We start from the raw sequence: 20,824 nt of genomic DNA on the forward strand, positions 1-20,824 counted from the left end.
TCAAAAGTAAACAATTCTTATGTTATCAAAACATTTAACAGTAGCTTAAGATTGTGCATACAATCTTTTGCTGCCTGTTTGCGTTATTGGCATTGATTATTGAAATTTAGGTAGTTTCAATGATTTTGGTTGGTTATTTAGTTGAAGCCGCTCCCCAAGTGTTAATTTGGTGGGGCGGTCTTTCATTTCCGTAAAACCTGGATTTTAAATGTAAACCGGAATTATTTATAAAAATTCATCTCATCCAAATACTTCCAAACCTCAGCCGAAAGCATAGGCTGAATATTTTTTCCAGATTTTATTCCTTTTCTGATAAAAGTGGAAGAAAGCTCAATAATAGGCGCATCAACTTTCTTTATCTTTTGGTGATTGTCAAATTGCGTTTCACCAGTTCCTTCGGAAATTCTCGGATAAACGTAGATGGAATAGCGTTCTAAAATTACTTCGTAGTTTTTCCACTTGTGAAGACTTTTTAAATTGTCCTCACCCATAATCAAACAGAAACTCTTTTCAGGATATTTTTCTTCCAAATGCGCCAAAGTATTCACCGTATAATTGGGCTGCGGAAGATCGAACTCAGCATTGCTTGCTTGCAATTTTGGATATTCTTCCACGGCAATCCGCACCATTGCCAAACGGTGGTGGTCTTCCAAAAGCGTTTTTTTCTTTTTATGTGGATTGTGTGGCGTAACCACGAACCAAACTTCATCCAAATCGCTGAACTCCACCATGTGGTTCGCAATAATCAAATGACCCACGTGAATGGGGTTAAAGGTGCCAAAATAGAGCCCTATTTTTTTTGAAGTCTTCAAAATTTAAAACTGTTTATTTTTTGATGAAATCTTCTACCAAATCGTGCGCTTCCTTTAAAGCGGTATCCAAATCGTGGTTTTTAATGATTTTGTCGAATTGCGGCGCAGTAGCCAATTCCACCGAAGCCTTTGCAATACGCATATTGATGCGTTCATCACTTTCGGTCTTGCGTTTTTTAAGCCGGATTTTCAGCTCGTCGATGCTGGGTGGTTTTACGAAAACTGCTAGTGTTTTTTCGGGATATTTCTTTTTAATCCGGAGTCCGCCAACAACATCGATGTCAAAAATCACGTTTTTCCCGTGGCTCCAAATGCGTTCCACTTCACTTTTCAGCGTCCCGTAAAAATTGTCGCGGTACACTTCTTCCCACTCTAAAAAATCACCATTTTTAATGTGCTGCTTAAAATCTTTCAATGAGATGAAATAATAATTCTCGCCGTGCTTTTCATCGCCACGGGGCTCGCGACTTGTGCACGAAACCGAAAATTCCAAGTTGAGGTCCTCCTGTTTCAACAAATGTTGTACGATGGTGGTTTTTCCACTGCCGGAAGGAGCCGAAAAAACAATCAATTTTCCTCCTTCCATCTATAAAACGTTTAGCGCTTGTTCCTTAATTTTTTCAAGCTCATCCTTCATTCGCACCACCACTTGCTGCATAGGCGCATAATTTGCCTTACTCCCAATGGTGTTGATTTCACGGCCAATTTCCTGTGTAATGAAGCCCAATTTCTTTCCGTTGGAATCGTGCGATTTTAAGGATTCCTCAAAATATTCCAAATGGTTTTTTAGTCGAACCTTTTCTTCGGTGATGTCGTATTTTTCGAGGTAATAGATCAATTCCTGCTCAAAGCGGTTTTCGTCCACTTTTTCCTTTAAATCTGCAACCGCCTTGCGCAATCTTTCCTTTACGCCGTCAATTCTTTCGGGATCTAAGGCGATCACTTCTTCCAACAATTTTGAAATGGTTTGGGAACGCTCCAAAAAGTCGTTTTCCAAAACCAAACCTTCATCGGTTCTGTATTTGTTTATGGCTTCCAGCGCTTTGTCAATTCCGTTTAAAATAGCCTTATATTCTTTCTCGTCAATTTCCTCACGCTCTGTTTTTAGGGCATCAGGCATACGAACCGCCATTTTTAATAGTTCCACGGGGTCGCCGTTTACCACGCTTGCCAATTGCTTTATATATTGCTTTACAACGCCTTCATTCAGTTGGGTGGTAACTTCCTCGCCCGTTACTTCAATATAAAGGGAAAAATCCACTTTTCCACGTTGTAATGATTTTGCAAGCAGATCACGGATTTCAAGCTCCTTTTCGCGGTAAGCCGAAGGCACGCGCGTGTTGAGGTCGAGCCCTTTGCTGTTTAAGGATTTTATTTCGATGGTAATGGTTTTCGATGGCAACTGAACAACTTCTTTGCCGTAGCCCGTCATGGATTGGATCATATTCCTGTTTTTGTGAAGGGCAAAGGTAATTAATTCTGATTTCTTAATTCTGAATTAAGGATTATAACGAAGTGTTGTTTAAAAACTCCAAACTTCTAGTTTCACTGTAATACAGTTTATTGGTTTGGTGAAAACCTACGTGCCCGCCGTATTTTGGCGTTTCGAGAAAAAGGTTTTTCATTTTTGAAGCCAATTCCGTTGGGTAACATTCCGAAGATAGAAAGCTATCGTTTTCGGCGTTTAAAACTAGGACGGGAATCTGAATATTCGGGAGAAACTGCAGGCTGCTGTTCTTTTCGTAATAATCAAACGCATCCTTAAAACCGTGGGCCGGCGCGGTGTAAACGTTGTCAAATTCCAAAAGCGAAGTGATTTTTTTATAATATGAAACCGTCATTTTTTCGGGAAAATCCTTCATTTTGGTTTTATATTTTTTCCGAAGATCTATCAAAAAGGAATTTCTATACACCCAATTGTAGAATTGGTTCAAAGATTCCAAAGAACCTTTCAAACTCAGCGGTGTGGAAATAGCGACGGCTTTTTTTATTTCCTTCGGAAATGATTTGCGCTCGCCCAAATATTTCAAAAGTAAATTCCCGCCCAAACTGAAACCTATTAAACAGATTTCGGAATATTTATTTTTTTTCAGAATAAAATTTATAACAGCTTCCAAATCGTCCGTTTTCCCTGCATTGTACGATTGATACGAAAGATTGGCCTGCCCACTGCAACCGCGAAAATTTACGGCCGCTACGTCCCAACCGTTTTGGTTCAGGATTTTTGCCTGTCCTTTCATATACGTTCGTTGGGCATTACCTTCCAGACCGTGGAGCAGGATTGCAACTTTTTGTGAAGATTTTTCCGAAAACGACCAGTCGATATCCATAAAATCGCCATCGGGCAATTGCAGGCGTTCACGCTGTTGCATCAATTTTGGCGACGGACGGAGTTTCGCGGAATAAATAGTAGCGAAGTGTGCGTTTTTAAAAGGAAAATTTGGTTTATAATTGGTTTTTACGAGCGGCATTTCTTTGGAAAAGTTTTAACAGAAACTAAACATATTTACTATGCTTGCATAACAAAGTTACTTTAAATTTGCATAAAAGTTTGAAAATGTACACAAAACAATTTGAAATACGCTGGAGCGATGTGGATGCCAACCGCCACCTGCGCAACAGTGCCTATATAGATTATATGAGCCACACCCGAATGAGTTTTATGCTAGAGAATGGTATGGACCAAAAGCATTTGGCTGAATACAATTTGGGTCCGGTAGCATTTTACGAGCACATGTATTATTTCCGAGAGTTTTTTCCCGGCCAGCCCGTTACGGTTTCATTGCAATTGAAAGGTCTTTCGGAAGACGGAATGTATTTTGAATTCCTTCACAATTTTTATGATGAAAAGGGTAAAAACTATGCCCGTTGCGAAATGATGGGGGCGTGGATTGATCTAACGGAAAGAAAACTGGTAGGCCTTCCGAAGAAATTTTACCAAATATTCAATGCGCTGGAAAAGACGGACGATTTCAGAATTCTCACCAAAGAAAACACCCGAAAGTACAGCCAGCGGCCGCATGACCTTTAATCAATATATTTTTTGGCATGTTTTAAAGTGGAAAGATAAACCCCCAAAAATATTAAAGCAGCTGCGCCTATGCGCAAGGCAGTGAGGCTGTCTGCGCCCACCAGTACTGCAAAAAGTACGGCAATTACGGGTTGCAAATATATAAAGGCGCCTATGGTTGACGGACTCAATTGTTTTAGCGCATATATGTTTAAAAGATAAGTCATAACCGTAGTGCAGATAACCACAAAGGCCATTTTCCAAATATCGCCAAACGCAAGACTGTCCCAAGATACTTCCGTAAATTCTGAAATACCAATAGGTAGGTTTATTAAAAACGCAAAAAGGAAAAGAAATTTCATCAAAGTGATGGAACTGTATTTTCCGACCAATGGTTTTACCAAAATCAAATAGATGGAATAAGAGGTTGCGTTTACAATAAATAACAAGTTTCCCACGGGTATGTTTGGTGCATTGGCTTGCTCCTTGATTCCAAAGAGAATCAAAACCAAAGCTCCGCTAAGGCCTAAAAAGATACCGAGACTTTTCACCCAAGTTATCCGTTCCCGTAAGATAAAAGCTGAGAGTATTAATAATAACAATGGCGAAAGCGTGATTATTACCGAACTGTTGATGGGAGTGGAAAGGCTCAATCCTTTGAAAAAGGCGAGCATATTTAAAGCCATTCCAAAGAATGCGCAAGCCATAAACCGAAACCAATCGCGGCGCTCAACTTTTTCCGAAGGGAAGAAAAGGCTAATAATCCAAAAAACCAATGCTGCGCCAGACACTCGCAACAATATAAAACCAAAAGGTTTAATTACATCTGGCATCAATCCTTTGGCGATGGTGTGGTTTATACCATAGATGGTACTCGCCGTAGTTGCGGCCAAAAGCGCAAAAATGCGTTGGTTGGTCAATTGTTATGAATGGATTTTTTTGCAGCGGCAACTGTTTTTGGGCTGCTGCCTATAAATATTTCGTCATTGTTGACTATCACCGGGCGCTTCAGAAAAGTGTAATGTTCCAAAATGAGCCCTTTGTAATCCTCTTCCAATAGCTCTTCTTCTTTCAAATTTCGTTCTTGATAAAGCTTTGCCCGGCGGCTGAATAGCTTTTCGTAACTATCGGTGAGGTTGAACAGTTCGTCTAATTCTTCTTCAGTAATTCCCTGTACTTTGATATCCTGTTTTATGAACGATGAGGGAATTTCTATTTCGTCCATCACTCTTTTACAGGTATCACAACTGGATAAATAATATACTTTTTGCATAGTTCAAAATTAATGAATACTGAGGAAAGGCTTGGCTTCTTTCATTGCAATTTTTAGCTCGATGGGGCCATCGGCATAACTGGCAATATCGTATTGGTTGTAAATGAAAATAAGGCTATCCTGTGTAAAACCCACACTTTCGGGAAGGTAAAATTCACCATTTTCAAACCAAAACTTGGTGTCGTTGATTGCTTGTTCTGCCGTAATTTTTTGTTGGCTACGGAATTTCTTTTCAGCAAAGGCAATAAATTTTTTATGGTCTGTAAATAGCTCTTTCTGTGAAAGTTCTTCACCCGTTTGTGGATTTATGTTCATAAAGGAAGTAGTGCCGTAACCGTGCGCACCGCCGGTGAAGAGATATTGGCGCATTTCAAGACACAGAAGCTCTTTGGAACTGTAAATTTCATTCACCGATATTTCGGCAAAGTATTCCCCGGCCATGTCAGGAAATTGGGCTTTATCTGCTTGGTAGGCTTCAATGAAACCGGTTGCGGCTTCCTGTATGGTTTTGGCGGTGGGGATTGTGTCTTCCCCCATCAATAAAGATGAAAATATAAAGTTTTTTATTTTCTTATTTATTTTTTCTGAAATTTCAGGATCACCAAATAGCGCTACATAATTGATGGTCACTTCAGGACATTTACTGTTTTCGCACATTTTAAGGTCCTTTTCAGTAAAACTTTCCGAAGCAGTCTCAATGTTCTTTTCTTGGTTGCAACCCACGCCTAGCAGCGCGATTAATGCTACGACCGTAATTTTGTAATTCATACGTTAAAAGGAATAGATGGTTAGCTATCACAAACGAAACACTTACATTTGAATTTCAAAAGTAATAACTTTAAAATCAGCTATTGTGAAAGTTATATTAAAACCTGAAATATAGTTTTGGCGTTTCGGATTCTTACTTTAAAAAAGACCTTTTCTTATGAAATTCAACACAAAAGCAATACACGGCGGGCAGCACAATGTAGATCCAGCCTATGGTTCGGTAATGCCACCTATTTACCAAACTTCCACCTATTCACAAACTACGCCCGGCGGGCATAAAGGTTTTCAGTATTCGCGAAGCGGAAACCCCACACGTGCGGCTTTGGAGCGTGCTGTTGCAAGTTTAGAAAACGGGGAATTTGGCCTGGCCTTCGGAAGTGGTCTCGCAGCAATTGATGCGGTAATGAAACTATTAAAACCCGGCGATGAGGTAATCTCGACCAACGATTTGTACGGCGGAACCTATCGGTTGTTTACCAAGATTTTTGAGGGCTTTGGAATAAAATTTCACTTTGTAGGAATGGAAAACGCCGATAAAATTGAAGACTACGTAACCAATAAAACCAAACTCATTTGGGTGGAAACACCAACCAACCCAATGATGAATATTATAGACATTAAAAAGGCAGTTTCCATTGCCAAAAAGCACAATGTTCTTCTCGCAGTTGATAACACATTTGCAACACCCTATTTGCAACAACCGTTGGAAATGGGTGCTGATATTGTGATGCACAGCGCCACAAAATATCTTGGTGGACATAGCGATGTGGTAATGGGCGCTTTGGTTGTAAAGGATAAAGCACTTGCAGAAAAGTTATACTTCATCCAAAACGCCAGTGGCGCCATTTGCGGACCACAGGATTGCTTTTTGGTTTTGCGTGGTTTGAAAACACTTCACATACGAATGCAGCGCCATTGTGAAAATGGAAAAGCCGTTGCTAAGTATTTAGAGAAACATCCAAAAATTGAAAAAGTGTATTGGCCAGGGTTGGAAGGCCATCCCAATCATTCAATAGCTAAAGAACAAATGAGGGATTTTGGAGGAATGCTTTCGTTTGTTACAAAAGGAAACAATTACGAAGATGCCATTAAAATAATAGAGAACCTGAAAATTTTTACATTGGCAGAAAGCCTTGGCGGCGTGGAAAGCCTTGCAGGCCATCCCGCAAGTATGACGCACGCCAGCATTCCAAAAGAGGAACGTGAAAAAATAGGTGTAGTTGATTCGTTGATCCGTCTTTCAGTAGGTATTGAAGATGTAGGTGATTTAATTGCAGATTTGGAACAGGCAATAGGGTAGTTTTTCATTGTAAGAAAAGGACTTCATAAAAACAGGGGGAATCCCCCTTAAAAAAACAGGGAAAATCCTGTTTTATAGTTAAATATTTTGGCATAATTTTAAGAAATCAACTAACTGTAATCGCTTAAAGTATGACAATAACTGCCCACATGCCGGAAGTTACAAAAACCTATAAACTTGAAATTATAACAGATACCGATGGCTATAAAGATTATGACGAAGTACAGGTTACCGTAAATCCGTACAAACTGGAAAGCATAATACCCAATCCAGCATCATCACAGGTCACCGTAAATTATATTGCCGATGAAGCTTCTTCAGCATGCCTAATGGTGGTTAGCACCGTTACGGGCATTTCAAACAATTATATTTTGGACGTTAATGCAACAGCCATAAATTTGGATGTTTCCACATATACTTCAGGCCTCTATTCCGTAGCGCTTGTATGTGATGGCACTATTGTCGACTCTAAAAATCTTGCTAAACAATAACCCTTAAATCGATACATTATAAAAAAATTCTTATACATATTGAAGGCAAACTGTTAAGCGTCCAAAATGTAACACTCGAAAATCAAACCTCCATAGATGTTTCAAACCTAACAAGCGGCATCTATTTTCTAAACATTGAAGATGAAAATGGCAATACCACCACCAAAAAGTTCATAAAACAATAACCCAATTCACAAATTCACACATTCACAAACTCATAAACTCACAAACCCAAGAACTAAAACTCAATACTCAATACTAACATCTAAATACTAAAAAATGGCATCAAATTCAGAAGTAGGCCACGCTAAAAATGTAGCGAATTTCCAAGACCTTATCGCCTTTGTAGAAGGCTATGGCCCCACCACCCCTCAAAAACCAGCCTCACCGCAGAGCAGCTCACCGCCCTGCACACCACGGCAAACGCCAGCCTCCAAAACGTAATAAACCTAAACACGGCGTATAATGATGCCGTAAACAGCCGCCGGATAGCCTTTTCAGATTTGCGCCCATTAAGCACCCGTCTTATCAATGCCTTGGAGGCCACAGACGCATCCCAAGAAAAAATTGACGATGCAAAAGGCTTCAACCGCAAACTACAGGGCCAGCGCGCTTCAAAAACTGAAGAAGAACCACAGGACCCGCCCCAACCAGCACCACGTAGAATCAGCGCCAGCCAGCAATCCTACGATCAGCTCATCCAACACTTTGAAGGCCTAATAGCTGTCCTGGCATCAGAACCAAGCTACGCCCCAAACGAAACAGAACTGCAAATTACCAGCCTACAGGCAAAGGCACAGGACCTAAAGGACAAAAACAACCAAGTGGCCACCACCTACACAGCAGTAAGCAACGCCCGCCTTGAAAGAAACAGGATTCTCTATCAAGAAAACACAGGCCTGGTAGATACCGCCCTAGATGTAAAAAAATACGTCAAGTCCGTCTACGGAGCCTCCAGCCCAGAGTACAACCAAATAAAAGGCATAAAATTTAAAAAGGAGAAGGATTAACCCCTCTCTTGCTCGGGCAATAATAAGCTCCAAAACGTAAGCAGAAAACAGAATTTTTATACATAGAGCACGAGTTTTTTATATTCTAGTTGCAACTTTTATAAATATTGCTTCCGATTTAACAAATATGCTCCCCGCTTTGTATATAATGGCGTCCGCATTAACAAATCTTGCGTCCCGTCATTTATATTTTAGCCTCAGCTTTAATAAATATCCCTTCCTATTTAACAATTCTCACGTCCGCTTTAACAAATCTAATGTCCGTATTTATAATTTTAGCTACCCATCAAAAATTTTAAAGATGTCTTGGTTCAAAAAGTCTTGGTTCTTGTTTCCATTTATTTGTTAACAAAAATACCTTCCCCCCACATTTTACTTTTGCCCCAAGCACAAAGAAATAGTATCTTAGCTATTTAAAATTTCCATCATAAAACATACTGAAAATGAGCACTGAAAAAGACGCAAAACTAAAAGCATTAAAGCTTACTCTCGATAAACTAGACAAAACCTACGGCAAGGGAACCGTAATGAAAATGGGCGATAGCGCCGTGGAAGATGTGGATGTAATTCCCACCGGTTCACTTGGTCTGGATGTTGCCCTCGGTGTGGGCGGTTACCCGAGAGGAAGAGTAATAGAAATATACGGCCCGGAATCTTCAGGTAAAACTACATTAACGCTTCACGCAATGGCAGAGGCACAGAAAAAAGGAGGAATAGCAGCTTTTATTGATGCGGAACACGCTTTCGATCGTGGCTATGCTGAAAAGCTTGGGGTGGATATTGAAAACCTAATCATTTCGCAACCAGATAACGGTGAGCAAGCTTTGGAAATCGCTGATAATTTAATTAGAAGTGGCGCCATAGACATTGTAATTATTGACTCCGTTGCGGCCTTGACCCCAAAAAGCGAAATAGAAGGCGAAATGGGCGACAGCAAAATGGGGCTACACGCACGATTGATGAGCCAGGCCTTGCGAAAACTTACAGGCTCCATTAGCAAAACAAAATGTACCGTAATCTTCATTAACCAATTGCGAGAAAAGATAGGCGTAATGTTCGGAAACCCAGAAACCACAACAGGTGGAAATGCATTGAAATTTTATGCTTCCGTACGCTTGGACATTCGCCGTTCCACACAAATTAAAGATACCGAAAGCAATGCAACGGGAAATAAAACTCGCGTAAAAGTGGTAAAAAACAAAGTAGCTCCACCTTTTAAACAAGTAGAGTTTGATATTATGTACGGCGAAGGAATCTCAAAAGTAGGTGAAATAATAGACCTCGGCGTTGATTTTGAAATCATTAAAAAAGCAGGTTCTTGGTTCAGTTATGACGATACTAAACTTGGGCAAGGCCGCGATGCTGTAAAAACACTTCTTTTGGACAATCCAGAATTAATGGAAGAGCTTGAAAAGAAAATAAAAGATGCTATTGCCGCAATAAACCAATAATCTTTCGGCAAACCACGCAACCCTTTTAATAATGTGGTATCTACAAAATGTAGGAGCCTTGATTATTACGGTTGCCCTCTACAATAAAGGAGGTATTTACAACGGAACAATAACTCACGGTACCGCATTTGACATTAGATAAGCTCATAGAATTATGCAAAAAGCAGGATGCAACGGCGCAGGGCGAAGTGTACAAACAGTATAACAGAATCCTTTTCGCCATTTGCCTTCGATATTCACCTAATTATACCGAGGCTGAAGACAATTTGCAAGATGCTTTTATAACTATTTTTAAAAAAGTTGAGCAGTATAATGGCAAAGGTTCTTTTGAAGGCTGGATGAAACGGGTTACCGTAAACACAGTTCTTCAAAAATACAGAAAACAGCGCACCTTTGAAATTGTTGATGAAGGACAGATTGAGGATGAAGCGGAGTTAGAAATTGAAAGTGAGGAAATCCCATTGGATTTTCTGCTGAAAATTGTACAGGAACTGCCTGATAGATACCGATTGGTTTTCAGTATGTATGTAATGGACGGCTACCAGCATAAAGAGATAGCAGAGATGTTAGGAATCAGCGATGGAACGTCTAAATCAAACCTGGCCCGCGCCAGAATGATTTTGAAAAATAAAATTGAAGAGTATAATGCTACAAATTATAACACTTAAAGCATTATGAATTGTTTAGATTGAATAAAACTCCCCTGCTTATGGGTAGGGGTTTTTTAAAAATTTCCCTTTTGAAGGGTAAGAATGAAAGAAAAGAAAAACATAGACAACATTTTTAACGAAGGCTTCAAGAATTTTGAGGCCACTCCTTCGCCGCACGTTTGGGAAAACATTCAGGCAGAGCTCAAAAAGGATAAAAAGGAACGCAAGGTTATCCCATTATGGGTAAAACTTGGAGGTGTTGCTGCATTACTTGCACTTTTGCTTACCGTGGGCAATTCACTTTACAACTCTTCTGATATTGTTACTCCCAAAATTACCGATGGGAATGTACAGCAAACGGAAAATCAATTACAAGAAAATAAACCTGAAATTAAAAAACGTGCTATAGATTCGCAAGTAGCTTCAGAAAACAAAACGCTTGATAATGAATCTACTGAAGGCCGCGATTCTTCCAATAAAAATGCTTCAGAAACTAAAGTCGAAATAAAATCTTCAAATAAAGTTTTCAAAAACAATTCTGAAAAAAACAGCGAAACTGTAATTGCCTCCCAAAATTCCTCAAAAATAAAAGACAACGCAACGAAAGATCGGCTTGAAAAGAATACTTCTAAAAATGACTTGAACGAGGGCATAGCTACTTCAAAAAATAATTCTGAAAAGAAAAGTATTGAAAACAGCGCTAAAGAAACAGATAAGGATATTATAGATAAGGGGAAAGTTTTTGATTCCAAAAAAGAAGCGGTCGTTGATGTGAACGAAAGTTTAGAAAAAAACTTGGTAAAAACAGAGGAAGAAATAACACAAGAGCTAAACAACAAAAAATCAATCTTTGACGCTATTGCGGAAAAGGACGAAGAAATTGTTTCTGAAAAGAAAAAGAAAGAAAAGCCAGAACATCGTTGGAATGTAGCCCCAAATGTAGCCCCCGTTTATTACAGCAGCCTTGGCAATGGTTCTTCCATAGATCCCTCTTTTGCTGATAACCCACAGGATGGAGATGTTAATATGAGTTATGGTCTGCAAGTAAGTTATGCAATAAGCAATCGATTGAGTGTGCGTACTGGAGTCAACAATGTAGATTTGGGTTATAGCACCTCTGGCATTGAGGTTGGTACTGGGCCAGTGGCCGTGGCTTTGAGTTCAGTAGATTATGGTTCAAGACAAATAGTAGTTACCGCCGCAGATAAAGGCTCCTTTACAAGTGGAGCGCCTTCTAATGGATTTGGGAATGTTACACCAAAATCTACAAAGGGTGACGCAAAGCTTATTCAAAATATAAATTATTATGAAGTCCCCGTAGAGCTCAAATATGCTGTTATTAATAGCAGGTTTGGTGTAAATTTGATTGGTGGGGTAAGTACTTTGCTTTTAGGAAATAATGAAATTTCGGTGAAAGCTGATAACTTCAATAGTGTATTGGGGGAGGCTAATAATCTCTCCACAGTAAGTTTTTCAACTAACATCGGGCTGGGACTGGACTATAAACTGTCCAAAAAATTTACGTTTAATATTGAGCCAATGTTTAAATACCAGCTCAACCCTTATACCGATTCATCTGTAAACTTCAACCCATATATCTTGGGCGTTTACAGTGGATTGAGTTTCAAGTTTTAGGTTAGTTTTTAGTTGGATGTGTTTGATATACTTCAAACAAAAATGAAAAACCGTTCTGCGCCATAGGACGGTTTTTTATTGGAGATTATACAGTTGGATTAATCAATTCATTTAAAATTACCTTTCGTGCTTCGTTTTTCAATTCTTTTCTATTTTCCAAAGTCATGCTTGTGGTGGGGATCAGCTTATGGACTTTGACCCGCATCTTGCCTGGGCCACCCTTGAAAAAGGAATACGGAAATCGTTTTTTATTGTCGTGAAAGGTCATAGGTGCAATAGGAATTTGATGCTCAATGGAAAGCCTGAAAGCGCCGTCCTTAAATTCATCCAACAGCAGTGAAAGATCATCCGGCACGCCGCCTTCCGGAAAAATACATACACTCAAACCTTCATTGAGACGTATTTCCGCTCTTCGGAAAGCCTCTACCCGGCTTTTCGTGTTTCCACGATCCACCAAAATACAGGTGCGTTTGTAAATATATCCGAACAGTGGAATCTTTGCCAATTCCTTTTTTCCTACAAAAACAAATGGATTTTTTGTTGCGTAAAACATCAGCATAATATCGGTCATAGAGGTGTGGTTGGCAACAAACATGTAGCTTTTGCCCTTTTTATAAGCTATTTCGCGCTTTATGATAGGGTAACAGCCTATGCCGTAAATGATAAATGCAGACCAAGTTCGTGCAACCTTAAAGAAAAAAGGGTACCAGGAATACTTTAAAATGCTAATAACGAGAAAGGGAAAAAGTAAAATTGTAGCCAATGCTATAACCAAATAGAACCAAATACGGTAAAATGCCGCAAATATTTGTTTTAGTAATTTCATCAAGATTCAAAAGTACTAATTTGAATGATGGGAATAAATCAAAAAAAGTACCTTTGCAAAAATTTTTTTAATCACCATGTCTAGAATACTCACAGGAATACAAAGTACAGGCACACCCCATCTCGGAAATCTTTTGGGAGCAATAGTTCCTGCCATTGAAATGGCCAACGATCCTAATAACGATTCTTTTCTTTTTATTGCAGATATGCACTCGTTGACGCAGATTAAAAATGCAGATACCCTTCGTGCAAACACTTACAGTGTAGCCGCAACCTGGTTGGCTTTTGGGTTGGATATTAACCGTGCGGTTTTTTACCGCCAAAGCGATGTGCCGCAAACTACCGAGCTTTCCTGGTATTTAAGCTGTTTTTTTCCGTTTCAAAGGTTAACGTTGGCCCATTCCTTTAAAGATAAGGCAGACCGTTTGGAAGACGTGAATGCAGGACTTTTTACCTATCCAATGCTAATGGCAGCCGATATATTACTGTACGATGCCGAAATTGTTCCCGTGGGGAAGGACCAAATGCAGCATATTGAAATAACCCGTGACGTGGCTTCACGTTTTCACGCACAGATGGGTGAGACCTTTGTGATGCCCGCTGGAAAAGTGCAAGAGGAAACAATGTATATTCCTGGAACAGACGGCACCAAAATGAGCAAGTCCAAAGGCAATATTATCAATATATTTCTGGATGATAAAAAACTGCGGAAGCAGATCATGGGCATTGAGACGGATAGTACACCACTGGAAGATCCTAAAAATCCTGATACTTGTAATGTATTTGCGCTTTATAAAATTTTGGGCACAAAAGAAGAAGTTGGCCAAATGCGAAAAAACTACGAGGCTGGAAACTATGGTTACGGCCACGCAAAGCAAGCCTTGTTTGAATTGATAACCGAAAAATTTTCGGAAGAACGAATTCGCTATAATTATTTTATGGAAAACCTTACTGAAATTGATGCCGCATTGGCAACTGGTGCTGAAAAAGCCCGAAAAGTTGCAGATGGGGTTTTAAAAAGGGTTCGGGATAAAGTAGGATATTAAACCAATTGAAACAATTTCCCAGGCAACGGGCGAACAACTCCTTTCAGTTCCATATTCATCAAAACGCTTGCAGTTTTATAAGCTGGAATTTTACATTCCAAAGCAATTATATCTAAAAGTTCTTTTTCCTTTTCCTTTAAATAACGGAAGACTACTTTTTCATCTTCGTCCAATTCTACAAAAAGTTGGGTCTGTTTGGGTTTTTGGACTTTCTCCAATTCCCAGCCCAACATATAAATTATATCTGCAGCACTGGTGAGCAATTGGGCCTTTTGTTGTTTTATCAAATTATTGCAACCCCGACTTTGGTTGTCTGTGGCTCTTCCGGGAACTGCAAAGACTTCACGGTTGTATGAATTTGCAATGTCTGCCGTTACCAAACTTCCCCCTCTTTCGGCAGATTCAATAACAATTGTTGCCTCGGAAAGCCCAGCGATGATTCGGTTGCGTTTTAAAAAATTGTTTCTATCAAAGGCATCACTGCTCCAAAACTCAGTAATCAATCCGCCATTGCTTTCAATTTCCTGAATATATTTTTTGTGGGTTTTTGGATATATTTGATTAAGTCCGTGAGCCAAACAGGCTATGGTTTGCAGTTTGTTGTCGATTGCTGCCTTGTGCGCACAGATGTCAACCCCGTAAGCTAAGCCTGAAACAATTACGGGGTTTAGGGGTGCAATTTCTTCAATTAAATTTTCGCAAAAAGCGTTGCCATAACTGGTAATTTTTCGGGTGCCAACGATGCTTATTATTTTCTTTCCTGCCAAATCTATATTTCCGCTGTGAAAGAAAAGTATGGGTCCATCCAAACAATGCTTTAATTTTTCGGGATAATCTTTGTCTTTGAAATAACAAAATTGAATATTATTTTGTTCAATAAACTGAAGTTCTTCATCTGCTTCCTCCAACTGTTTATTTAGATTGATATCCTTTAGACGCAAAAGACCGATGCCGTCAATTTTGGCAAGGTTGCTTTTTTTCTCCTTGAAAATTGCTTCCGCAGCGCCCATTTTCCGCAGTAATTTTTTCGCTGAAATATCACCCAGATTTGGAATGCGCTGCAAAGCAAGCGTATAGCGTAATTCGTTTTTCGAAAGCATGGTTTAGAAATTAAAAACGGGGGAGATTTTAAAAATACGAAATTTTTAAGTTGTTAATAAATTACCAAAGCAAAAATTGGATTACCCTCAAAAAAAGCTAATTTTGTTTATATGCAACTTACAACCTACATAGCCGACCTGCTTTACCGATACGAATGTGTTATTGTTCCTGGGTTTGGGGCGTTTTTAACCCGCTATAAATCTGCCCAGATTGATGATGCTACAAATACGTTTCATCCTCCTTCCAAAATTGTTTCGTTCAACAAACAATTGCAGGCGAACGATGGTCTGTTTGCCAATTATGTTGCTTCTGTAGAAAAATGCAGTTACGAAACTGCATTGCAAAGAATTCGGAATTTTACAGCTGAAATTTCAATGGCGCTTTCAGAAGGAAAAACCATTTCTTTTAAAAATATAGGAACGTTTTCCTTGAACGAAGAAAAATCCCTTCAGTTTGAACCATTACCGCAACAGAATTTCAGCACTTCCGCTTTTGGTCTATCATCTTTTGTCTCGCCACAAATAAGTCGCGAAGTTTACAAGGAAACTGTGGATGCTTTTGAAGAAAAGGCACCGATACACTTTACGCCCGAAGGAAGGGAAGTCAAACCTTACCTTAAATATGCCGCTATTGCAGTTTTAGCTATATCAGCAATAGGTTTTGGAAGTTTAAAGCTTTATGAAAATCAGGTTCAAAAATTCAACTATGCGGAAAGGGAAAAGGCTAATAGCTTAGTTGAAAACCAAATACAGGAGGCAACATTTGTAATTGAAAATCCCCTGCCGGTGGTGAACCTACAAGTTCCAAAACATACCGGATTGTACCATATTGTTGCTGGAGCCTACCGCATGGAAGAAAATGCTGAAAAGAAGGTTTCACAATTGCGCGAAAAGGGCTATTCTCCTTTAAAAATGGAGGTTAATAGATACGGGCTTCATCAAGTTCTTTATGCAAGTTTTAATGATAAGTTAGAAGCACAGCGAAAACTTTATGAAATTCAGAAATCTGAAAATCCGGATGCTTGGCTATTAGTTCAGGAAATTCATTAAAATTTCTTCCACATCCCTTTTTTTCTTTCCTCATTTTTCACTCCCCATTGTTTGGAACTTAGGTATCTTTGCAAAAATTTTTACAGATGCAATCTAAGACACCGCAACAATCTTTAACCGTTTATACAGATATGGTATTGCCCAGCGAAACAAATCCTATTGGGAATATGTTTGGGGGTGAATTGCTGGCAAGGATGGACCGTGCCGCAAGCATTGCTGCTCGTCGCCATAGCCGTAGAATTGTAGTTACTGCATCTGTAAACCACGTGGCGTTCAATAAAATGATCCCCTTGGGGAGTGTTGTAACAGTTGAAGCAAAGGTTTCCAGGGCTTTTAGCAGTTCCATGGAAGTTTATATGGATGTTTTTATTGAAGACCGTGAAAGTGGCGAAAGAAGCCTTTCAAACGAAGCTATTTACACGTTTGTAGCTGTGGATGAAATGGGCAATCCTGTTCGGGTTCCAGAGCTTGTTCCCGAGACAGAACTGGAAAAAAAACGTTTTGAGGCGGCCCTTCGCCGAAAACAATTGAGCCTTGTACTTGCAGGAAAAATGAAACCAAAAGATGCTACAGAGTTGAAGGCACTATTTCAATAATTAATATATCATTTCATAAACCATTGATTGTGTTGATTTTTCGCTGGAATGATTTTATGTTAAAATGTAATATTTTCCCCAATTCATGATTATTTTAAAGTAGGTATTAAATATATTTGGAAACATTTCTTGAAAAATTCTCAGAAATTTTTGAAAAAAGATGCATCTAAATATATGTTCAAATCTATCAAATCATGAAAAAAACTACTTTCCCGACTCTCCGGAGTATCTGCTTTTTGGCAATTGTGCTTATATTTTCAAGTACATTTGGCCAAAATCCAAACAATATTAAATTTCAGGACGAAACGTATGCAATGCCTGAAAACATTAATACATTCCAATGGAGTTCAATGCCAGAATCAGCAGAACTTCAAAACGGTTACATAGGCTGGGTCCAATTTTACGAAACTCCAAGCCAAGCGGTTCAAGATCTTTTTAAGCAAAATAAGATGGAATTGCTGGAGTATATTCCACATCAAACCTATCTTTTTTATTTCCCTAAAAACACTTCGGTGAGTTTTTTAAGGAATAAAGGGGTTCGAAGTATTGTACCCGTATACGGAAACTCAAAGCTTTCGCGAGATTTAAAAAATCCTCCTTTTGATAGTTGGGCGATGGACGGCAATAATATTTTAGTGACGTTGCAATTTCACAAATATGTATCTGCAGATTATGTGATCCAGCAATTGGCAGAAAAGCAAATAGCTGTAAAGCAGACCTACAAGGGCTCAAATAATATAGATCTATCCATCCCCAATAATTGCTTGGAAGACCTCTCAAACCTTCCTTTTGTGAAATGGGTTGAACTTATCGTGGCGCCCTCTGTGCCGGATGATACAAGAGGCAGAAGCTTGCACCGTTCCAGTAACTTGGACACTCAAACCTCTGCAGGAAGAAACTATACCGGATTAAATATTGGCGTACTTTGCCGTGATGATGGCATAGTAGGGCCCCACATTGATTTTCAGGGAAGAATAGACAATTCCATGGCTAGTGGAACTGGACAGTCCCATGGTGATGGTGTTTCTGGAATTATGGCTGGTGCGGGCAACCTAAACCCTTCCAATAGGGGAATGGCTGCGGGCTCTTTGTTATATGTTTCAAATTACGAACCTTCTTTTTTAGATTCTCCTACTGTTACCTTAATTAATAGTGGAGATGTAGTGATAACCAATTCATCATACAGTAATGGTTGTAACGCAGGTTATACTACTATTACCCAAACAGTAGATACGCAGGCGCAAACATTACCAAATCTTCAACATACTTTTTCCGCTGGTAATTCCAATGGAAACAATTGTGGATATGGTGCAGGCAATCAATGGGGAAATATTACCGGCGGCCATAAGCAGGGTAAAAACGTAATAGCGACCGCAAACGTATTTTTTGATGGTTCGTTGGTTAACTCTAGTAGCCGTGGCCCTGCCCACGATGGTAGAATAAAGCCGGACATTGCTGCAAATGGCCAAAACCAAATTTCGACCAATGAGAACAACACCTATCAATCATTTGGCGGCACCTCTGGTGCTTCTCCAGGTATTGCAGGTGTTGCTGCACAATTGTATCAAGCATATTCTGAAGCAAATAGCAATGTATTGCCTCCAGCAGCACTCATTAAAGCTACTCTATTAAATACCGCCAATGAAGCTGGCAACATAGGGCCAGACTTTAAATTTGGGTGGGGTATTGTAAACGGTCTTCGAGCTGCAAAACTTATTGAGGATGAACGATATTTATCTAGTTCAATCTCACAAGGAGTTTCTAATAATCATATTATAAATGTACCCTCAGGTACTAAGCAAGTGCGCTTTATGGTATATTGGAGTGATGCTCCGGCTACTCCTGGCGCAAATCCAGCTTTGGTAAATGATTTGGACCTTGTTGTAACTGGTCCTTCCAGTAACAATTATCTACCGTGGATATTGGATGAAACCCCAGACCCTATTACACTTAATAACCCAGCTACCAATGGTCCCGACCATTTAAATAATATGGAACAGGTTCTTATAAATAATCCTGCATCTGGAAATTACACCATCAATATTAATGGATTTAATGTGCCAATGGGACCACAGGAGTACTTTGTGGTTTATGAAATTATTGAAGATAACGTAACGGTTACTTACCCAAATGCGGGGGAAAGCTTTGTTCCCGGTGAAACTGAATCCATTCATTGGGATGCTGTGCCGGCAAACACTACTTCAAATTTTGTTTTGGAATATTCTACAGACAATGGTAGCAGTTGGAATCCTATTGCAACAGTTTCAAACACTACCACTAATTACGGTTGGAATGTGCCAAATTCAGTAACGGGAGATGCATTAATTAGGGTTAGCAATGGGGCTTCACAAGATATTAGTGATGAAAATTTCTCTATAGCTCCTTTGGTAACCAATGTTCAAGTTACGCAGGTTTGTCCAGACGAAGCAACCTTTTCATGGAACGCTGTAACTGGTGCAGAATCTTATGACTTATATCTATTGGGAGAAAAATATATGGAAGTGGTTGGCACTTCTTCAACAACTACCATAACTGTACCCATAGCAAATGAAACTGATCCTCTTTGGGCAGCAGCAGTTGCGAAAAATGCAACTAATGGTTGGGAAAGCAGAAGAACTATTGCTACGTTTTATCCAGGAGGATTGTTAAACTGTTCATTAACAAATGATGTTTCTATACAAAATAATAATGAGCCTAGTGATTTCAACCTAATTTGTAATCCTGACCCAGCAATTGTTTCTGCAATAATAATGAACTCAGGTGTTGCGCCACAAAGCAATTTTGAAGTTTCATATCAATTGGATAGCAATCCCGCGGTTACTGAAACTTATGCCGGAACGCTTAATTCAGGCCAACAAGTTACTTTTGATTTTGTGGAGCCTTTAGGCATTTCTTCTTCCGGTACATATACCCTTACTGTATCTGTTGATTTATCGGGCGATGAAAATCCAAATAACGATACTGACTCCTTAACATTCTTTGCAGCTACTGAAGCTACTCCGTTAGATTTTGAGGAGCCTTTTGATGTAAATGGAATGCCACCTCCAGGGTGGAATATATTAAACCCTGATACCGAGGATACTTGGGTTGAGAGAGACAATATTACTGGAAGTGATGGCTCGCAAACAGTAACAGCTTATATTGACAATTTTTCATATAATGCTGCAGGTGAAGAAGATATAATTGCGACTGAATACTTTGACCTTGTATCTGCAAATTCCGCACAATTGGATTTTGATTTGGCGAAAGCTCAATATTCTGCTGGTTTTTCGGACGCTTTTAGAGTAGATATATCTACAGATTGCGGAGCTACTTTCACCCAAATATATTATAAGGATGGTTTGGATCTTTCCACCTTGCCAGGATATGAAACGGGGAACTGGACTCCAAATTCCGCTTCTGACTGGCGAACAGAAACAATAGATCTTGCGGCCTATTTGGGAGAATACATACAGTTGCGTTTTGTGAATATTAACGGTTATGGAAACAGTACGTTCATTGACAATATCAATGTAAGGGGTGTACTGAGCGTTGCCCAGGCAGATTTGAACAATATTAGAATGTATCCTAACCCTGCTACAAGTGAAGTATTCATCAATTTCAACAATGTTTTACTTAATAATGTTTCCATTACATTATTTAATAGCTTGGGACAGCGATTGAGCTATATTTCAGAAGCTGAAATGGCGGGAAAAACTCAAACTGTCCTAAACGTTTCAGGCTTCACCAGTGGAATTTATTTTGTGAAAATAAAAGCAGGAAATAATACTACAACCAAAAAACTAATAGTAAAATAACCATTAAATT

22 protein-coding genes are annotated in these 20,824 nt (G+C 39.3%); 13 read left to right on the top strand and 9 right to left on the bottom strand.

Features of this window, described 5'->3' with window-relative positions; all coding sequences use genetic code 11:
* Positions 1-221 precede the first annotated feature (221 nt).
* The 4 genes from nadD to JK629_RS05605 form a co-directional block, all read right to left on the bottom strand.
* Positions 222-812 (bottom strand): nicotinate (nicotinamide) nucleotide adenylyltransferase, encoded by a 591-nt coding sequence (nadD, locus tag JK629_RS05590; protein ID WP_202337626.1) that lies wholly within the window; start codon positions 810-812, stop codon positions 222-224.
* Between the two features lie 13 nt (positions 813-825).
* Positions 826-1,398, bottom strand: a complete 573-nt coding sequence (gene gmk / locus JK629_RS05595) for a guanylate kinase (RefSeq protein WP_202337627.1) — start codon at positions 1,396-1,398, stop codon at positions 826-828.
* Positions 1,399-2,256: a YicC/YloC family endoribonuclease gene (locus JK629_RS05600; RefSeq protein ID WP_202337628.1), complete on the bottom strand. Its 858-nt coding sequence runs from the start codon at positions 2,254-2,256 to the stop codon at positions 1,399-1,401. It abuts the gene before it with no gap.
* A gap of 61 nt (positions 2,257-2,317) precedes the next feature.
* A complete protein-coding gene (locus JK629_RS05605; RefSeq protein WP_202337629.1) occupies positions 2,318-3,283 on the bottom strand; it encodes a YheT family hydrolase in 966 nt (321 codons plus the stop codon).
* Positions 3,284-3,369: 86 nt separating this feature from the next.
* Between JK629_RS05605 and JK629_RS05610 the strand changes: the two genes are divergently transcribed.
* Positions 3,370-3,843, top strand: coding sequence for an acyl-CoA thioesterase (locus JK629_RS05610; RefSeq protein ID WP_202337630.1), 474 nt, complete (start codon positions 3,370-3,372; stop codon positions 3,841-3,843).
* Here JK629_RS05610 and JK629_RS05615 read toward each other — a convergent pair.
* From JK629_RS05615 to JK629_RS05625, 3 genes are read right to left on the bottom strand one after another with little or no spacing between them, the layout of a single operon-like run.
* Entirely contained in the window at positions 3,840-4,742 is a 903-nt protein-coding gene (locus JK629_RS05615) for a DMT family transporter (RefSeq protein WP_202337631.1), read from the bottom strand. The genes JK629_RS05610 and JK629_RS05615 overlap by 4 nt on opposite strands.
* Positions 4,739-5,095, bottom strand: coding sequence for an arsenate reductase family protein (locus JK629_RS05620; RefSeq protein ID WP_202337632.1), 357 nt, complete (start codon positions 5,093-5,095; stop codon positions 4,739-4,741). Before JK629_RS05620 ends, JK629_RS05615 begins: the two co-directional genes overlap by 4 nt.
* A 9-nt stretch (positions 5,096-5,104) precedes the next feature.
* A complete protein-coding gene (locus tag JK629_RS05625) occupies positions 5,105-5,863 on the bottom strand; it encodes a DUF3298 and DUF4163 domain-containing protein (protein WP_202337633.1) in 759 nt (252 codons plus the stop codon).
* A gap of 157 nt (positions 5,864-6,020) precedes the next feature.
* Here JK629_RS05625 and JK629_RS05630 point away from each other — a divergent pair, with 157 nt between their 5' ends.
* The 8 genes from JK629_RS05630 (at position 6,021) to JK629_RS05660 (ending at position 12,400) form a co-directional block, all read left to right on the top strand.
* Positions 6,021-7,163 (top strand): cystathionine gamma-synthase, encoded by a 1,143-nt coding sequence (locus JK629_RS05630; RefSeq protein ID WP_202337634.1) that lies wholly within the window; start codon positions 6,021-6,023, stop codon positions 7,161-7,163.
* Between the two features lie 131 nt (positions 7,164-7,294).
* On the top strand, positions 7,295-7,654 hold the full coding sequence (locus JK629_RS05635) for a hypothetical protein (protein WP_202337635.1): 360 nt from the start codon (positions 7,295-7,297) through the stop codon (positions 7,652-7,654).
* A 38-nt stretch (positions 7,655-7,692) separates the two neighbouring features.
* Positions 7,693-7,839 carry a T9SS type A sorting domain-containing protein gene (locus JK629_RS15485; protein WP_225626220.1) on the top strand — a complete coding sequence of 49 codons (147 nt, stop codon included), beginning with the start codon at positions 7,693-7,695 and terminating at the stop codon, positions 7,837-7,839.
* Between the two features lie 94 nt (positions 7,840-7,933).
* Positions 7,934-8,098 carry a hypothetical protein gene (locus JK629_RS15490; protein ID WP_225626155.1) on the top strand — a complete coding sequence of 55 codons (165 nt, stop codon included), beginning with the start codon at positions 7,934-7,936 and terminating at the stop codon, positions 8,096-8,098.
* Positions 8,099-8,157: 59 nt separating this feature from the next.
* A complete protein-coding gene (locus tag JK629_RS05645; protein ID WP_225626157.1) occupies positions 8,158-8,664 on the top strand; it encodes a hypothetical protein in 507 nt (168 codons plus the stop codon).
* 443 nt (positions 8,665-9,107) lie between these two features.
* Positions 9,108-10,115 carry a recombinase RecA gene (gene recA, locus JK629_RS05650; RefSeq protein ID WP_202337636.1) on the top strand — a complete coding sequence of 336 codons (1,008 nt, stop codon included), beginning with the start codon at positions 9,108-9,110 and terminating at the stop codon, positions 10,113-10,115.
* 128 nt (positions 10,116-10,243) lie between these two features.
* On the top strand, positions 10,244-10,783 hold the full coding sequence (locus JK629_RS05655) for an RNA polymerase sigma factor (protein WP_202337637.1): 540 nt from the start codon (positions 10,244-10,246) through the stop codon (positions 10,781-10,783).
* 84 nt (positions 10,784-10,867) lie between these two features.
* Positions 10,868-12,400, top strand: a complete 1,533-nt coding sequence (locus JK629_RS05660; RefSeq protein WP_202337638.1) for an outer membrane beta-barrel protein — start codon at positions 10,868-10,870, stop codon at positions 12,398-12,400.
* An 85-nt stretch (positions 12,401-12,485) separates the two neighbouring features.
* Here the strand turns inward: JK629_RS05660 and JK629_RS05665 are convergent, their stop codons facing one another.
* Positions 12,486-13,226 (bottom strand): lysophospholipid acyltransferase family protein, encoded by a 741-nt coding sequence (locus tag JK629_RS05665; RefSeq protein WP_202337639.1) that lies wholly within the window; start codon positions 13,224-13,226, stop codon positions 12,486-12,488.
* Between the two features lie 76 nt (positions 13,227-13,302).
* Here JK629_RS05665 and trpS point away from each other — a divergent pair, with 76 nt between their 5' ends.
* Positions 13,303-14,271, top strand: coding sequence for a tryptophan--tRNA ligase (gene trpS / locus JK629_RS05670; RefSeq protein WP_202337640.1), 969 nt, complete (start codon positions 13,303-13,305; stop codon positions 14,269-14,271).
* Here trpS and dprA read toward each other — a convergent pair.
* Positions 14,268-15,371, bottom strand: a complete 1,104-nt coding sequence (gene dprA, locus JK629_RS05675) for a DNA-processing protein DprA (RefSeq protein ID WP_202337641.1) — start codon at positions 15,369-15,371, stop codon at positions 14,268-14,270. The genes trpS and dprA overlap by 4 nt on opposite strands.
* A gap of 111 nt (positions 15,372-15,482) precedes the next feature.
* Here dprA and JK629_RS05680 point away from each other — a divergent pair, with 111 nt between their 5' ends.
* The 3 genes from JK629_RS05680 (at position 15,483) to JK629_RS05690 (ending at position 20,814) form a co-directional block, all read left to right on the top strand.
* The gene (locus JK629_RS05680) at positions 15,483-16,421 is read left to right on the top strand and encodes an HU domain-containing protein (RefSeq protein WP_202337642.1); all 939 of its coding nucleotides are present in this window, start codon (positions 15,483-15,485) and stop codon (positions 16,419-16,421) included.
* Between the two features lie 86 nt (positions 16,422-16,507).
* The gene (locus tag JK629_RS05685) at positions 16,508-17,017 is read left to right on the top strand and encodes an acyl-CoA thioesterase (protein ID WP_202337643.1); all 510 of its coding nucleotides are present in this window, start codon (positions 16,508-16,510) and stop codon (positions 17,015-17,017) included.
* Positions 17,018-17,211: 194 nt separating this feature from the next.
* Positions 17,212-20,814 carry a S8 family serine peptidase gene (locus JK629_RS05690; protein WP_202337644.1) on the top strand — a complete coding sequence of 1,201 codons (3,603 nt, stop codon included), beginning with the start codon at positions 17,212-17,214 and terminating at the stop codon, positions 20,812-20,814.
* Positions 20,815-20,824: the final 10 nt, after the last annotated feature.

The organism is Aequorivita iocasae (assembly GCF_016757735.1).
Classification (GTDB): domain Bacteria; phylum Bacteroidota; class Bacteroidia; order Flavobacteriales; family Flavobacteriaceae; genus Aequorivita; species Aequorivita iocasae.

Bases quoted from the DNA above. Each gene is read 5' to 3' on its own strand.
- gmk (WP_202337627.1), bottom strand. From the start codon at position 1,398: ATGGAAGGAGGAAAATTGATTGTTTTTTCGGCTCCTTCCGGCAGTGGA.
- JK629_RS05635 (WP_202337635.1), top strand. From the start codon at position 7,295: ATGACAATAACTGCCCACATGCCGGAAGTTACAAAAACCTATAAACTT.
- JK629_RS05630 (WP_202337634.1), top strand. From the start codon at position 6,021: ATGAAATTCAACACAAAAGCAATACACGGCGGGCAGCACAATGTAGAT.
- JK629_RS05610 (WP_202337630.1), top strand. From the start codon at position 3,370: ATGTACACAAAACAATTTGAAATACGCTGGAGCGATGTGGATGCCAAC.
- dprA (WP_202337641.1), bottom strand. From the start codon at position 15,371: ATGCTTTCGAAAAACGAATTACGCTATACGCTTGCTTTGCAGCGCATT.
- JK629_RS05690 (WP_202337644.1), top strand. From the start codon at position 17,212: ATGAAAAAAACTACTTTCCCGACTCTCCGGAGTATCTGCTTTTTGGCA.
- JK629_RS05600 (WP_202337628.1), bottom strand. From the start codon at position 2,256: ATGATCCAATCCATGACGGGCTACGGCAAAGAAGTTGTTCAGTTGCCA.
- JK629_RS05605 (WP_202337629.1), bottom strand. From the start codon at position 3,283: ATGCCGCTCGTAAAAACCAATTATAAACCAAATTTTCCTTTTAAAAAC.
- JK629_RS05660 (WP_202337638.1), top strand. From the start codon at position 10,868: ATGAAAGAAAAGAAAAACATAGACAACATTTTTAACGAAGGCTTCAAG.
- JK629_RS05665 (WP_202337639.1), bottom strand. From the start codon at position 13,226: ATGAAATTACTAAAACAAATATTTGCGGCATTTTACCGTATTTGGTTC.
- trpS (WP_202337640.1), top strand. From the start codon at position 13,303: ATGTCTAGAATACTCACAGGAATACAAAGTACAGGCACACCCCATCTC.
- JK629_RS05625 (WP_202337633.1), bottom strand. From the start codon at position 5,863: ATGAATTACAAAATTACGGTCGTAGCATTAATCGCGCTGCTAGGCGTG.
- JK629_RS05620 (WP_202337632.1), bottom strand. From the start codon at position 5,095: ATGCAAAAAGTATATTATTTATCCAGTTGTGATACCTGTAAAAGAGTG.
- JK629_RS05680 (WP_202337642.1), top strand. From the start codon at position 15,483: ATGCAACTTACAACCTACATAGCCGACCTGCTTTACCGATACGAATGT.
- JK629_RS05685 (WP_202337643.1), top strand. From the start codon at position 16,508: ATGCAATCTAAGACACCGCAACAATCTTTAACCGTTTATACAGATATG.
- recA (WP_202337636.1), top strand. From the start codon at position 9,108: ATGAGCACTGAAAAAGACGCAAAACTAAAAGCATTAAAGCTTACTCTC.
- JK629_RS15490 (WP_225626155.1), top strand. From the start codon at position 7,934: ATGGCATCAAATTCAGAAGTAGGCCACGCTAAAAATGTAGCGAATTTC.